Source organism: Picosynechococcus sp. PCC 7002 (assembly GCF_963860125.1).
In the GTDB taxonomy this organism is placed as follows: domain Bacteria; phylum Cyanobacteriota; class Cyanobacteriia; order Cyanobacteriales; family MRBY01; genus MRBY01.
This window is the reverse complement of sequence record NZ_CAWLFA010000001.1, coordinates 539,916-553,835: the sequence shown is the minus strand read 5'-3', so window position 1 is coordinate 553,835 and position 13,920 is coordinate 539,916. Positions and strand designations below refer to the sequence as shown.

The 13,920-nt window shown below is 50.2% G+C and carries 16 protein-coding genes; 4 read left to right on the top strand and 12 right to left on the bottom strand.

Going from position 1 to position 13,920, the window contains the following annotated elements:
- Positions 1 to 39 precede the first annotated feature (39 nt).
- Positions 40 to 792 carry a class I SAM-dependent methyltransferase gene (locus AACQ84_RS02645; protein WP_012306154.1) on the bottom strand — a complete coding sequence of 251 codons (753 nt, stop codon included), beginning with the start codon at positions 790 to 792 and terminating at the stop codon, positions 40 to 42.
- 108 nt (positions 793 to 900) lie between these two features.
- The gene (locus tag AACQ84_RS02640; protein ID WP_012306153.1) at positions 901 to 2,187 is read right to left on the bottom strand and encodes a M16 family metallopeptidase; all 1,287 of its coding nucleotides are present in this window, start codon (positions 2,185 to 2,187) and stop codon (positions 901 to 903) included.
- A 95-nt stretch (positions 2,188 to 2,282) separates the two neighbouring features.
- On the opposite strand from AACQ84_RS02640, the gene AACQ84_RS02635 reads away from it, so the two are divergent.
- Entirely contained in the window at positions 2,283 to 3,071 is a 789-nt protein-coding gene (locus tag AACQ84_RS02635; RefSeq protein WP_234991323.1) for a phosphatase PAP2 family protein, read from the top strand.
- Positions 3,072 to 3,095: 24 nt separating this feature from the next.
- Positions 3,096 to 4,037: a GTPase Era gene (era, locus tag AACQ84_RS02630; protein ID WP_012306151.1), complete on the top strand. Its 942-nt coding sequence runs from the start codon at positions 3,096 to 3,098 to the stop codon at positions 4,035 to 4,037.
- A 126-nt stretch (positions 4,038 to 4,163) separates the two neighbouring features.
- Here era and AACQ84_RS02625 read toward each other — a convergent pair whose 3' ends face one another.
- Together AACQ84_RS02625 and rpsP are read right to left on the bottom strand one after the other, a co-directional pair.
- Complete coding sequence (locus AACQ84_RS02625; protein ID WP_012306150.1) at positions 4,164 to 4,592, bottom strand: KH domain-containing protein; 429 nt, start codon at positions 4,590 to 4,592, stop codon at positions 4,164 to 4,166.
- On the bottom strand, positions 4,592 to 4,834 hold the full coding sequence (gene rpsP / locus AACQ84_RS02620; protein WP_030007128.1) for a 30S ribosomal protein S16: 243 nt from the start codon (positions 4,832 to 4,834) through the stop codon (positions 4,592 to 4,594). The genes AACQ84_RS02625 and rpsP overlap by 1 nt, the downstream gene beginning before the upstream one ends.
- Positions 4,835 to 5,030: 196 nt before the next feature.
- Between rpsP and AACQ84_RS02615 the strand changes: the two genes are divergently transcribed.
- Positions 5,031 to 5,627, top strand: a complete 597-nt coding sequence (locus tag AACQ84_RS02615) for a chorismate lyase (RefSeq protein WP_254903397.1) — start codon at positions 5,031 to 5,033, stop codon at positions 5,625 to 5,627.
- A gap of 87 nt (positions 5,628 to 5,714) precedes the next feature.
- Here the strand turns inward: AACQ84_RS02615 and AACQ84_RS02610 are convergent, their stop codons facing one another.
- The 6 genes from AACQ84_RS02610 to AACQ84_RS02585 form a co-directional block, all read right to left on the bottom strand.
- Positions 5,715 to 6,926, bottom strand: coding sequence for a 4-hydroxy-3-methylbut-2-enyl diphosphate reductase (locus tag AACQ84_RS02610; RefSeq protein WP_012306148.1), 1,212 nt, complete (start codon positions 6,924 to 6,926; stop codon positions 5,715 to 5,717).
- A gap of 62 nt (positions 6,927 to 6,988) precedes the next feature.
- Positions 6,989 to 7,912 (bottom strand): Ycf66 family protein, encoded by a 924-nt coding sequence (locus tag AACQ84_RS02605; RefSeq protein WP_012306147.1) that lies wholly within the window; start codon positions 7,910 to 7,912, stop codon positions 6,989 to 6,991.
- Positions 7,913 to 7,983: 71 nt separating this feature from the next.
- Positions 7,984 to 8,262 carry a cell division topological specificity factor MinE gene (minE, locus tag AACQ84_RS02600; RefSeq protein WP_012306146.1) on the bottom strand — a complete coding sequence of 93 codons (279 nt, stop codon included), beginning with the start codon at positions 8,260 to 8,262 and terminating at the stop codon, positions 7,984 to 7,986.
- A 79-nt stretch (positions 8,263 to 8,341) separates the two neighbouring features.
- Positions 8,342 to 9,142, bottom strand: coding sequence for a septum site-determining protein MinD (gene minD / locus AACQ84_RS02595; RefSeq protein WP_012306145.1), 801 nt, complete (start codon positions 9,140 to 9,142; stop codon positions 8,342 to 8,344).
- Between the two features lie 64 nt (positions 9,143 to 9,206).
- A complete protein-coding gene (minC, locus tag AACQ84_RS02590; protein WP_012306144.1) occupies positions 9,207 to 10,127 on the bottom strand; it encodes a septum site-determining protein MinC in 921 nt (306 codons plus the stop codon).
- 64 nt (positions 10,128 to 10,191) lie between these two features.
- Positions 10,192 to 11,361, bottom strand: coding sequence for a pyridoxal phosphate-dependent aminotransferase (locus tag AACQ84_RS02585; RefSeq protein ID WP_012306143.1), 1,170 nt, complete (start codon positions 11,359 to 11,361; stop codon positions 10,192 to 10,194).
- A 217-nt stretch (positions 11,362 to 11,578) separates the two neighbouring features.
- Between AACQ84_RS02585 and AACQ84_RS02580 the strand changes: the two genes are divergently transcribed.
- Positions 11,579 to 12,700: a histidinol-phosphate transaminase gene (locus AACQ84_RS02580; RefSeq protein ID WP_012306142.1), complete on the top strand. Its 1,122-nt coding sequence runs from the start codon at positions 11,579 to 11,581 to the stop codon at positions 12,698 to 12,700.
- A gap of 10 nt (positions 12,701 to 12,710) precedes the next feature.
- On the opposite strand, the gene AACQ84_RS02575 is transcribed toward AACQ84_RS02580, so the two are convergent.
- Together AACQ84_RS02575 and AACQ84_RS02570 are read right to left on the bottom strand one after the other, a co-directional pair.
- The gene (locus AACQ84_RS02575; protein WP_012306141.1) at positions 12,711 to 13,016 is read right to left on the bottom strand and encodes a hypothetical protein; all 306 of its coding nucleotides are present in this window, start codon (positions 13,014 to 13,016) and stop codon (positions 12,711 to 12,713) included.
- On the bottom strand, positions 13,013 to 13,888 hold the full coding sequence (locus AACQ84_RS02570) for an MBL fold metallo-hydrolase (protein WP_012306140.1): 876 nt from the start codon (positions 13,886 to 13,888) through the stop codon (positions 13,013 to 13,015). Before AACQ84_RS02570 ends, AACQ84_RS02575 begins: the two co-directional genes overlap by 4 nt.
- Positions 13,889 to 13,920: the final 32 nt, after the last annotated feature.

Sequence of the window (13,920 nt, the reverse complement as noted above, 5' to 3'; positions counted from 1 at the left end):
AGGTCATTGGCCTGAAGTGAAAAACAGTTTAGCTATTTTTTAATTCAATTTTCTGGCAATATATACTCCATAGCTGTAATAAGCTTTGTATTGTTCATATAATTCAATTTCACGCGTTTCCATTTCAACAATACTGTGGGCATCTTCACTATGATTATTTCGTTTCAGAAAATCTTGAAAACGCACCTGCATCGGTTGGTAATAATTTTCTAACCAACAATGTTCTGGCAAAACAAAATAACCGATTGGCGAATAGCCGTACTCTTCGAGTAAAGCAAACTTTGCAGAGGCTAGATCAATTTCTGAATATTCAACTTCCCAATATTTTTGAATTTCTAGCGGACGAAAATTTGTAAGCCAAGTGATTTCTGAAACGACCAATAATCCGCCTGGTTTTAGGTAACGGTGCCAATCTTTGATCCCTTTTTCAAAGCCGATATTATAGATTGCTCCCTCAGACCAGATTACGTCAAATTCTGCATCATTAAAGGGTAAATTTTCCATGGAGCAGCACAGGGTCGATATTTTCTCAGAAAGTTCCTTTTGTTTTGCTCTCGTTTCAAGGACTTCGAGAAAATCCGGGAGGAAATCGACTGCGGTAATCTGCGCGTCTAATTGTTCCGCAAGTACCAATGTCGAAGCCCCTGTCCCGCAACCGATATCAGCAATTTTTAAGGGAGCAGTTTTATCTATCTCCAACAGATCAAGGGCAAGTTTAGTTTCTGGATTTCCCCCAGGCCCTTGACGTTCTGCATCCTTATGGAGGTCTATTAATAGTTGATAGTCTGCCACTGGTTTGTCCTAACCCACGGGTTTATTCCCTCAGGATATCGTCCGTACTACCAACTTATTTCAACAAGCAAAATATTCTTAAAGAAGAGACTGACATCCTTTCAAAGTTTAGGCAGGTGGCGTCAGGGTAACAATTCCGTAAGCTTCGGGATTGAGATATTTTTGTACAGATTTTTGAATTGTTTCGAGGGTAATGGCTTGGAGTAATTCCGGATAATTTAAAGCGGGTTCGAGATCCCGTAATAGCGAGTAATAGTAACCGTATAAATTGGTGCGATCGCTGGGCCGTTCATTCCCCAAAATAAAGCGATTAGCTACTTGAGTTTTCACCCGCTCTAATTCGTTGGGCAAAATAGAAGCGGTACGAATGGTTTGAATTTGTTCAAGAATCGCCGCTTCTACGGCGGGAATATTTTCGCTTGGTAATTGGGCAGAAATATAGAAAACGCCCTGTTGTTTTTGGGTGAAGTTACTAACGCTGATTTGAGTCACCAGACCTCTTTTTTCCCGGAGATCCTGCACGAGGCGCGAAACTTTACCTTGCCCTAATACCGTCGCTAAAATGTCGAGGGCATAGGTTTCTTCGAGATCCGTTAGCCCCGGCACACGCCACATCATCACTAAACGAGCTTGCTGTAGGCCTTCATCTTCATAATGACGACGCACAATATTTTGAAAAGGGGCTTCGGGAGAGTGATCGTCAAAGGTGGGAACGGTTGCTGTGGGTTGGGATTGATACAGTTTATCGAAGGCTGCGGCAACTAATTCAATCAGGCGATCGCCTTCTAGATTTCCGGCAACGGCGGCAGTCATCCGTTGGGGTTGGTACCAAAAGCCGTGGAAATCCCGCATTTGTTGGGCTTGAAGATTTTCAATCACCTCACTAGGGCCGAGCACCGGACGACGGTAGGGCAACCGCTCAAATCCCGTTTCAATGGCGCGGAAATAGGTACGACGGCGGGGATTATCCTCGGAACGACGAATTTCTTCGAGCACCACCTGGCGTTCCCGCTCAAAGGCAGCATCGGGAATGCTAGGATTTAGCACCACGTCCAGTTGCAGGGGCGCAAGTTCCGCAAAATCCTGGGGCGCACAGGTAATGTAATAGTGGGTGTATTCTTGGCTAGTGGCGGCGTTGGTGACGGCTCCTTTAGCTTCGATGCGCTGTTCAAATTCGCCATTGCCGATTTGGGGCGTTCCCTTAAAGACCATGTGCTCCAGGAAATGGGCCATCCCATTAATGCTGTTGGCTTCCACCGCAGACCCCACATTGAGCCACACATTGAGGCTCACGGCATCAACCGGCACCTGTTCGGCAATGATTGTCAACCCATTGGCCAGGGTCTTAATCGTTGGTTGGTTGAGGCGTGGGCTGGGCACTAGGATGGAAGTCATGGGCGAAGCGCTGGCAATTCAAAGTTTTTCCGTGTTTTTACTTTAACGCAATGTTGTTCATCGAGTTTTTACAGAAGGTTTTTGGGGACAGGTTTTTGGGCTTTTTTCTGGGGGTAACGCACCTGGGGGGAGAGGCAATTTATATTTTGTTGCTGAGTTTGTATTATTGGCTACTAGATCCCCGTCAGGGTCGGCTACTAACCCTCATTTTGACCCTGAGTGTGATCAGTAATATTGTTTTGAAAAATGCCTTTGCCTTGCCCCGTCCCTATGTGGTTAATCCGGCGGTAATTACCCCAGAAGCGTTTCATACGGAGGGTAGTTTTAGTTTTCCCAGCGGCCATGCCCAGGGGATCACGACATTTTGGGGGGCGATCGCCTGGTTACATCAAAAGATCTGGCTGTGGTTAGTGGCGATCACCATTATTATTTTGGTCTGTCTGTCGCGCTTGTATTTGGGGGTTCATTTTCCGGTGGATGTGGCCGCGGGAATACTCTTGGGGATTTTTTGGATTAGCGTTGGCCTGTGGCTCAACGGAATGATTCCCTTACCGAATTATCAGTGGTGGCAAAAAATTGGCTTTTGGGGTCTGGGGGGATTGGTGGCGATCGCCTTGCCGGGATTAGCAGATTTACTGGGGATCTTCTGCGGTTTTTTGGTGCTTCCAAGTTTTACCTTTACGCCGCCCCAGGACTACCGCGACAAAATAATGCTCGGATTCGGCGGGTTGGTGATCCTAATTCTCAGTTATCTCTTGCTGAAAGGAGCAAGTCTTGTGCTGCCCCCAATTGGCCTGGTGAACTATGGGCGCTATTTGGCGATCGCCCTCATCGTTACAGAAGGTATCCCCCGTCTCTGGCAACGCCTCCACCCAGTAAGATAAAAACACGCCACATCGCACAAATTCATGACCCAAGACTTTGATCTCAACCCGACTATTCCTGCCGCCCCCGCCGATTTTCGCTCTGGTTTTGTTGCCCTGATCGGTCGTCCCAATGTGGGCAAATCCACCCTGATGAATCAATTGATCGGTCAAAAAGTGGCGATCACCTCCCCCGTCGCCCAAACCACCCGCAATCGCCTGCGCGGTATTCTCTCCACTGACCAAGCGCAAATTATTTTTGTCGATACTCCTGGGATTCATAAGCCCCACCACGAGCTGGGAAAAATTTTGGTCAAAAATGCCCGCAGTACCGTTGGGGCCGTAGATTTAGTGGTGTTTATCGTTGATGGTGCGGTTCCCCTGGGTAAAGGCGATCAATTTATCGCGGATTTTTTGGTCAAAACCGAAGCCAAGGTGATCCTTGGGGTCAACAAAATCGACCAGCGCCCCGACAAGCGCCCGGAGATTCTTGCTTCCTACCAAGCCCTTGCCACCCAAAACCATTGGCAACTCCAAGAATTTTCGGCCCTCGCTGGCGATCGCCTCCCCGAACTCCAAGACAAACTTATTCAGGCTCTCGATCCTGGCCCCTACTACTACCCCCCCGACCTCATTACCGACCAGCCCGAACGCTTTATTATGGCCGAGCTAATCCGGGAACAAATTTTGCTCCACACCCGCCAGGAAATTCCCCATTCCGTGGCGATCGCCATTGAACAAGTCAATGAAGGGGAAGAAATTACCGAAGTCCGTGCCGCCATCAACGTCGAACGCAATTCCCAAAAAGGAATCATCATCGGCAAAAAAGGGGCCATGCTTAAAACCATTGGCACCGCCGCCCGTCAGCAAATCCAAAAACTGATCGCCGGTAAAGTTTATCTCGAACTCTTCGTTAAAGTTCAACCTAAATGGCGACAATCCCGCACCCGCCTCGCCGAACTTGGGTATCGCCTCGAAGATAATTGAACCGTCCAAACTGAAGCCTAGGCATAGCAATACCAATAACAAAGACTCCAAACCAAAGGGCGACTGGAGTCTCAGGAGGCATCCACCAGGAATACCGTTTCAATTTTGTCGCAACGCAAAAATAGCCTAACCCTCGTCGGAGTTCCGCAACTGGGGGCTGGGCTTCGGCGTGCGGGGCCGTCGGGAAGTGCGACCACGCCGACCGTCTTCCCTTCTACCACGAGAAGAACCAGAGGAACGCTCTCTCTGGCCACCATTGCCATCATGGCTACCGTACACATCCAAGGAAATTTTTTGCTGAGGATTGGTGGCAGCCCCATTGAGTACGGTTTCAATGGCCCGTAGATTTCGGCCGCCACGCCCAAAGACCTTTCCCTTATCCTCTTGCTCAAAAGCAACACGGATCAAAACCCGGTTGCTACTCGATAGCTGTTCGCAATCTATCGCCAGGGATTGGGGGTCATCAAGCAATGGCTCTAGAAGAAATTTGGCTAATTTTTCGTAGTTTGCCGTTGCTGAATGGGATGCACTAGACAGATCGTCTAAATTAGACATTAAACTTGGTCGAATACTTTAGCTTTTTCGAGGAGGTCACGCACTGTGTCCGTCGGTTGGGCACCTTCTTTGAGGCGCTTCACGATCGCCGGCACATTCAGGCGGGTTTCATCGGTACGGGGATTATAAAATCCGAGTTCTTCTAGGGGACGACCATCGCGGCGGCTGGTGCTTTGGGCAGCCACAAGACGATAGCTAACTTCTCTTTTCTTACCAAAACGCTTTAGACGGAGCTTTACCATTTGTTTTAACTGTGAAAAACTTCTATAGAAATAACTATAACAGAGCCAATATACTATCAAAACATAAGCACTGGGGGATGTCAATTTGCCCTGGTTACAGTGAGAACCCCAGCGGCAGGGTGGGCAAGAATTGTTTATGATCAGTTTAGTTGAAGTTTTGTGAAGAATCTTGACTCTAGCACTCAATTCTCCGTTTTTGGCAACGTCTAAAGAGCGTCAGTGGCACTGTTTAGAACCCATCTGGCAAGGGGGGATGGCCGAAGTACAAAAGGGACTCCCCCACAGCCAACTCGCCCCGCCCTGGCAAATTTTGCTCTTGGGGGATGGTTCGCCGACCCGCCATTTGGGTCTACTGACACGGGAAAAAATTGAGGTCGATGTGATCGATATGTCCCCCATTGGTACGGATAATGATGGGGCACCGAGTTTGATTTCTGCGATTCCAACACCCCATTTACGCCGTCAGGTGTGGTTGCGAACGGCGGGGGGACAACGTTTAGCCTATGCAACGTCCTGGTGGGATGCGAACCATGTGGATGATTATTTGCAAAATCGCAGTTTGCCCATTTGGGAGAGTTTGTCACGGCTCCACACGGAACTGTACCGGGATATTCAAGGAATTTATCTGGGGCGATCGCCAATCCTAGAAGCCGCTTTTCAGGAGGAAGGGCCTTTCTGGGGTCGCCATTATCTGTTTTGGCACGATGGTAAACCCTTAACCTTAATTTATGAGGTGTTTTCGCCCTATTTGCGCAAATATTTAGGAAAACCGAGCCAGGAATTTCCCCAATAAAAAAATCCCCATCCCCAGGCGATCGCCAGCATTAGGACGGGGTAAAGATTTTTTACGTTTGCGAATGTTTAACGGTGCCTGAAGAAGTTAGACCAAGGCCGCTGGTTGGGCTTTTTCGGCAAAGATTTTCGCAATGACGTCTTCAACAACTTTGTCGGGGGTAGACGCGCCGGAGGTCACACCAATTTTTAGTTTGCCAGCCGGGAGCCAGTGGGTTTGGGTCGTGATTTCACCATCGAGGGGTTTGTGGGCAATAACGTTATTCCCTAAAAGGCGATCGCCGCTGTCGATGTGATAGGAAGGAATATTGCGCTCGACGGCGATTTCCTGGAGGTGGGTGGTATTGGAGGAATTGAAGCCACCGATGACGACCATCAGATCTAAATCTTTTTCCACGAGGTCAAACATCGCATCCTGCCGCTCTTGGGTGGCATCACAAATCGTATTGAAGCTCATGAAGTGGTCATTAATTTCCGTCGGGCCAAATTTTTCGAGCATCGTCTGTTCAAACAGTTTGCCCATTTGTTCCGTTTCGCTCTTAAGCATGGTGGTTTGATTCGCCACACCCACACGGTCTAGATCTTTGTCAGGGTCGAACCCTTCGGAATAGGCATTTTTAAACTTATCGAGGAACGTTTGGCGATCGCCTCCATGGAGAATGTAATTCCGGACATATTCCGCTTCTTCTAGATTCAGGAGCACTAGATAGGTCCCCGCAAAGGAACTGGTAGCCACCGTTTCCTCATGCTTATATTTGCCGTGGATAATCGAAGTGTAATTTTTCTTTTTATGCTTTTCAACGGAATTCCACACCTTAGAAACCCAAGGGCAGGTGGTATCCACAATCGTGCAACCGCGATCATTGAGCAGTTGCATTTCTTGCACCGTCGCCCCAAAGGCAGGCAGAATCACCACATCGCCATTCGCCACACCACTAAAATCCTTATCGCCATCAACCACCTCAATAAAATGAACATTCATCTCCTTCAGACGATTATTCACCGAGGGATTGTGGATAATTTCGTTTGTTACCCAGATTTTTTCCGTAGGGAAATGCTTGCGGGTTTCGTAGGCCATCGCCACTGCCCGTTCTACCCCCCAACAAAAGCCAAACGCCTCCGCCAGGTAAATGGTGACATCACCACGGGTTAACTCATAGTTGTTGTCACGGATCTCTTGGATCAGGCTACTTTGATATTCGCTGGTCATCATGCCAGCCACTTCATCTTTATGGCCAAATCCTTGGCGATAGTAATTTTCAGAGTGATTTAGGGAACGTTTAAAGGCTTTGGTATCCATAGGGCACGGGAGATCAACGATACGCTTCAGTCAAAGATCATAGCGAATTCTTGGGGCGATCCCTAATCTTTGGGAGTATCTTCGGTTTTGGAGGTTTCGTCTAATTCAGTCGAGGCTTCTGTTTCTGCCTGGGTTGCTGCTTCGGCAGCTTCAGCTTGGGGTTCCTCTAGAGGGGAAGTGTCATCGGTGACATCATTAACAGCAGGGTCTGGCTCAGACGCATCTTTTTCTTCGGCAAAAATTTGCTCAATATCTTCGTCTTTTTCTGTCGCAGTGGGTTCCGTTGGGGCTGCGGTAGATGCGGTTTTACGTCCAAATAGCCGACCGAAGGAAAATCCTTTTTTAGAGGGTTGTGCCGTAATCGGTGGATCGGTGATGGCGTCGCTTTCTGTTTCTGGGGTGTCGGATACTTCCGTGGGTGTCTCAGAAGCTTCTTCTGGCGAGGGAACGGGCTTTGTCGAGTCAGCTTTGTCTAAATCTTTTGAAGCAGAGGGCGTTGCTGGTTCTGGGGTCGGCTTTTCAGCTTCGGGAGATGTAACTGGGGCCGTTTCAGGAGACTCAGATGGTGTAGAGGTTTCTGGAGCTTCCTTTGCGGGGTCAGGGGCTTTAGAGGAATCAGAGGAAGATTTTTGTGTTTTTTTGGTAACTGGGGCAGGCGCGACTTTGGGTTTTTTAAAGCGATCTTTGACGTAGCCAACCAGGGAAACTTTGTCGAGGTTGGGGATTTTGCTGGGGTCGGCGATCGCCTGGCGGAGTCGGAGGGTTTCCCAAGCAAACCAACCGAGGAGGATTACACTGGCCAATTGCCCCAACAGGATGGCCCCAGCCATTTGCCCGGCACAAACCCAAAGGACGAGAGCATAGAAAAGACCAACAGTGCTCCAAAAAAAGTCATCTTGGCGGTGGAGTTTCGGGAAAATAAAGGCAGTCAGAAATAGCAATCCGCTCCCCAGGGCAACGGCGATCGCCAAAATTTGTGCCAACATGACCAACAACTCCTACTGATGCTAACTGCTTGCCCTATTGTGCCAGAATCATCGGATCTTCGCGTAAAAAACTATTCTAGGGAACGAATATCTCGCACCCGGCGAATGGGCAGATTTGCCACCAAAGCCGTCATCCGGTCACTACTCGAAAGGTCGAACTCCATTTCCTCTGGATCCACCTCGACGTATTTAGCGACGACGGCCAAAATTTCCTGGCGCATCTCCTCGACTTTTTCGGGGCTGAGGCCCACCCGGTCGTGGGCAATGACCAGCTTGAGGCGTCGTTTTGCTTCGTCACTGCTCTTGGGAGACTGCCAATGGAGCAGCTTTTCAAGTAATTCCTGGATCATGACTCATTACAAAGGGAAACATTAATTAGATTTCAGCATAGAGGGGAATGAGGGCGATATTCCGCATCAGAGACAGCAGTTAACTGGCAAAGATCCGGCGAATTTTGGCAAGGAATCCCTCTTGGTTGGCCATTAGGTTTAACAGGGGCACTTTTTCCCCCTCTAGACGGCGGGCAATATTCATAAACGCGGTGGCAGGGAGGTCATTTTGTTTGTCTCCTAGCACCAACGGTTCGCCCCGGTTACTGGAAACAATCACTTGTTTATCGTCGGGAATAATCCCCAGGAGCGGAATGGCGAGAATTTCGAGGACATCCTCGACGCTCATCATTTCATTTTGCTTGACCATTTCTGGTTTGAGACGATTCACAATAAGGCGCGTCCGTTTAATGCCATAGGCTTCTAAAAGACCCACAACCCGGTCTGCATCACGCACAGCAGCCACTTCGGGGGTTGTGACAATCAGTGCTTCCCTCGCGGCGGCGATCGCATTCCGAAAACCCATCTCGATGCCCGCCGGACTGTCCACCAAAATATAATCAAAAGCTTTATTCAGCCGCATAATGAGCTGTTTCATCTGGGTGGGAGTGACGGATTCTTTATTCCGGTTTTGGGCTGCTGGCAGGAGGACGAGACCATTCTGCCGTTTGTCCTTCACAAGGGCTTGTTCGAGGCGACATTCTCCGGCGATCGCTTCAATGGCCGTATAGACAACGCGATTTTCTAAACCCAAAAGCAAATCCAGGTTTCGCAGACCAAAGTCCGCATCGACCAGGGCCACTTTTTTGCCGAGCTTGACCAAGGCCGAACCGAGGTTGGCGGTACAGGTGCTTTTGCCGACGCCTCCTTTTCCGGAGGTCACAACGATAACGCGACTCATAGACTTCTGGGTGGATAAATAATTCAATAAGCTTACGACATAGCCACTGGTTGCGGCAGCTTAGCTACGATATTACAGGTAAGAGGGGATCAGATGTTTCCTGCCAATGCTGTTGATCGGCTTGGTATTGGTAGTTTTTCGAAAATTTGAGGGCCGGAGCTAGACGAATTCCCGCTTGGGTCAGATAGGCCACCTCTGGCTTTCGTTGCTCAACGGCTTGCGGAGCTGCACGGGCGACCACATCGGCAATGCGCAGTTGGGTCGGCTCCATTTGCAACGCCATAATCCGTCCCGTGCGATCGCCTTTCGCTCCAGCATGGGCAACCCCCCGCAAACAGCCCCAAACCACAATATCTTTGTCCGCAACGATACTTCCCCCTGGATTGACATCCCCTGTGACAATCACCGAGCCGGGATAGACGATTTCAACTCCGGAGCGGACGGTTTGGTCAATGTACAACACCTCCGGTTCTTTGTCGGGGGCCAGGAGCGGTTTTAACTTTAGAGGAACATCCGCCAACAGTTGATTCGGGGGATCTTGATCAACGCTATAGCCTGCTGTCGCCGCGGCGATCGCCGTTTGCCGTCGGTTGGTGTAAATGCGTTTGAGCTTTAGGTCGTGGGGTTTGAGTAGGTCAGCCAGTTCCTGGAGTTGACGGCCCCCTACCAGTTGATTTTGAGCGATTAAGTGAACGTGGGCGACCGGAAAATCAGCAGCAGCCTGCAACTGCTCCCGAAAATTGGCCCAGATTGTGTCCCAAGCCTCAATTTCATAGGTCTGGGTGGTGGGTAAGACTAGGGTGAGGTGGTCAGCTTCAAGGCCGAACTGCAACTCCGGGGTCGCCATGGCTGCTTCTGGCTCTTTTGGGTTGAGATCATCACGTTCCGTAACAATCTCCGGGGTCGCGCTTTCACTGGAGTTAGAAGAAAACTCCGTCGATGTTGAGTCGGGATTGGGGAGAGTGTGATCGTCAAGCTCGGCCATAAAGTCAATTAGAAATTCACCCCTGATTTATAGCAGTAAGCACTGGGCTTCGGCAAAATTTTACTTACCTTGAGAGGGACTGGAGAAATTTACCAAGACGGGACATTCCCTTTTCAATGGTGCTGAGATCCGTGGCGTAGGACAGACGAATGCAGCGGTCGTTGCCAAAGGCCACCCCAGGGATCGCCGCCACCTGCTGCTCGGCGAGGAGCTGTTTACAAAAGCTGAGGGAATCGAGACCGTAAGCGCTGATATCCACAAAGAGATAGAAGGCCCCGTCGGGGGATGGACAACTCAAACCCGGCAGATCTTGAATCGCCCCCAGCATTATTTCCCGACGCTTACTAAAGGCGGTTAACATTTCCTGGACGCAATCAAGTCCTCCTTCTAGGGCGGCGATCGCCCCGTATTGGGCAAAGGTACAAACGTTGGAGGTGCTGTGGCTCTGGATCGTCGTCATACCCTTAATTAGTTCCACCGGCGCGGCAATGTAACCCAAGCGCCAACCCGTCATCGAAAACGCTTTAGCGAAGCCGTTACAGGTGATCGTCAGGGGAAAAATTTCGTCACTCACGGAGCCAATACTCTGGTGCACGGCATCCCCGTAAAGAATTTTTTCGTAGATTTCATCGGCCACCACCAACACTTGTTTCTCCACTAAAACCTGGGCGATCGCCGTTACCTCTGCCGGACTGTAGACGGCCCCGGTGGGATTCGAAGGGGAATTGAAAACAAATAATTTCGTTTTGTTGGTGATCGCCTGGCGCAACTGATCCGGAGTGATCTTGTAGCCCGTTGCTGCTGTGGTTTCGACGAAGATCGGGGTGCCGCCCGCTAAAATTACCATTTCTGGATAGCTCAACCAGTAGGGGGTCGGGATAATCACCTCATCCCCCGGTTCAATGAGGGCCATCATCAAACCATAAAGGGCGTGCTTGCCGCCATTGGTGACGATCACGTTTTCGGGGTTGTAGGGGAGATTATTTTCTGTCTGTAATTTTTTGGCGATCGCCTGACGCAGGGCCGGTTCTCCGGGGGCAGGGCCATATTTGGTTTTTCCCGCATCAAGGGCGGCTTTGACAGCGGTTTTAATGTGATCGGGGGTGTCGAAATCCGGTTCTCCAGCACTAAAGCTGCACACGTCAATCCCATCCGCCTTCATGGCCTTTGCTTTTGCGGAGATTGTGAGGGTAATCGAAGGCTTGATTTGACCGACTCTGGCTGCCAATTTCATGGTGATTTGCGTTTAGATAGGAAGTGGAAAACGTGAAATAACGGTGCAGGAAAATTCCCAATTTTTAGGCTAAGGCGACTCCCCACCGCACCAACGTTATTTTTACATAACGCAACCTTAAACTTATGATCGATTTCACAGATTGATTACATTTCAGTTGTGTCCATTTCAATGCCCTTGGGGAATTGATTTTCATTCTTCTTTTTTCACAGCACCTATGTCCTTTTTGCGTTCTGACTTGGCCCAACTCAAAGCCTATGTGTCCCACCCCGGTGGCCCGGTAAATACGCCGGTAGATATTCTCGACACCAATGAAAGTCCCTACGATCTCCCAGCGGATCTCAAAGAAATTCTGGCTCAACATTATCAAAATCAAATTGCCACAAACCGCTATCCCGACGGGGGCCATGGGGCGCTCAAGGAAGGCATTGCCGACTATGTGAACCGTTCTGGGCAGTTGACCGGGGATATTCAAGCAGCTCACATCTCCGTGGGAAATGGTTCCGATGAGTTGATCCGCTCGTTGTTAATTGCCACTTGTCTGGGCGGGGAAGGATCGATTCTGGTGGCCGAGCCGACTTTTTCGATGTATCGCATTTTGGCGCAAACTTTGGGAATTCACACCGTGGCGATCGCCCGACAGCCAGAAGACTTTAGCTGGGATCTTGCGGCGGCCCAAAACGCCATTGACCAACCCCAAGGGGCACCAGTGCGGGTGGTGTTTGTGGTGCATCCCAACTCTCCCACGGGCCAATGTCTCACGGCAGCAGAAATTAGCTGGCTCCAGTCTTTGCCGCCGGATATCCTTGTGGTGGTGGACGAAGCCTATTTTGAATTCAGTCAAAAAACTTTGGTGGCAGAAGTCCTACAGCGGCCCAACTGGGTGATCCTGCGGACATTCTCGAAGGCGTTTCGATTGGCAGCCCTGCGGGTGGGCTATGCCGTGGGCAGTTTAGAAATTATCCAAGCCCTCGAAAAGGTACGCCTCCCCTATAATTTGCCCAGTTTTTCCCAGGCGGCGGCCCGACTCGCCCTCGACCATGGCGATCGCCTGTTGGAAACCATTCCCGAAGCGCAACAGGAACGGGGGAAACTTTACCAAGCGTTAGGGCAACTGCCGAATTTCCGGGTGTGGCCCAGCGATGCGAATTTCCTCTATGGTCGCCTCCAGCCAGCGATGGAACCCCAGGCGGAAGCCTTAGCAAACCTCGTCGAAACCCTGAAAAATCAGGGGACTTTAATTCGACACACGGGGGGCGGCCTGCGGATCAGTGTAGGAACACCAGCGGAAAATCAGCGCACTTTAACTCGGTTAACAGGTTACTTGCAGGCTCTGTAAACAGGTAATTTCAGAGGCGACGCCGCACGAAAATTAAGGCTCGGAGGAGTTGTTGGAGCAGCTTAATCTGGGCGATGACTTGCTGCCCTTGCTGTTTTTTCATCTGGATCTGTTGGGTGGTGGCAGGGATCACGTCCGCTTGTTGTATTAAATCTTCCACGACAATTTTGATTTTGCGTTCGTTGAGGGCGAAACGGTGCCGACTGAGGCGCAGATCCTGGTGCCAACGGCGAACTTTTCGCCAGAGAATATAATTCACCCCGATTAGACAAAGATTACTGGCGATCGCCACCAGCCAGAAAAACGTTACGCTCATGCCACGGACTCCATCCACTGAATACAAGCTTTTAAATCTTGGTGAAGTGTTGCGCTGTCGGCCTGGTGGCGGCGGCCATGGCCCGGCAAAATCCAGGTGATCGGGTAGGAGAGGAGTTTTTTCATCGATTCAATTTGCGCTGTCCAAGAATACCAACAGTGATTCCGAAAGCCCGTCAAATGACCCAGGCGCGCCGAAAAAGCCAGGTGATCCCCGGTAAAAAGATATTGATCGCGGTAGAGCAACACTGCATGACCCTCGGTGTGGCCCGGCACAGGAATAATTAGGCAATCCTTGAGAAAGGGGATCGCTTCGGTGCCTTCGAGAACGGTTTCTACGGTTTTTGTTCCCTCCCGGAGATCGGCCCGGTGCAAGAGGCGATCGCAACCGAAATGATCATGGAATTTTTGGTGATCGGCCACGTCATCCCGGTGGGTTAAAAATAAATATCTCACGCCGCCAAGGGCTTCTAATTGCTTGACTAGTGAGGGTTGGAAGCGGGGAGAATCCACGAGAATATTACCTTCCGGATGCTGGATAAAATAGCTGGCGGCTCCAAAGGATTTGCGCGAATGGTAGCCGCAATAATAGATATTTTCAACAAGGGGCAGGGGAAACTCGGCTTGGATTGTGGGGAGATCTTTCGGTGCGGTTTCGGTGGCGATCGAGGCCGTTGGACAGGCTAATAAAGCTTGCAAGGCTGCCCGCCTTTGGTCAGGGGTTTGGGGTTGGTGGTAGACGGCAGATTGCCCATCCTGGCGGTTAAAAATCTCTGGACTGAGCCAACGGCAAGTGTCACAGTCGATGCAACTACTGTCCACATAAAAGTCACCGGGCACATTTTGCGATCGCCGCTGGTGTTGGGTAGCCATGGATCTTTTTCCCCTGAACTTTCTGATGGGAT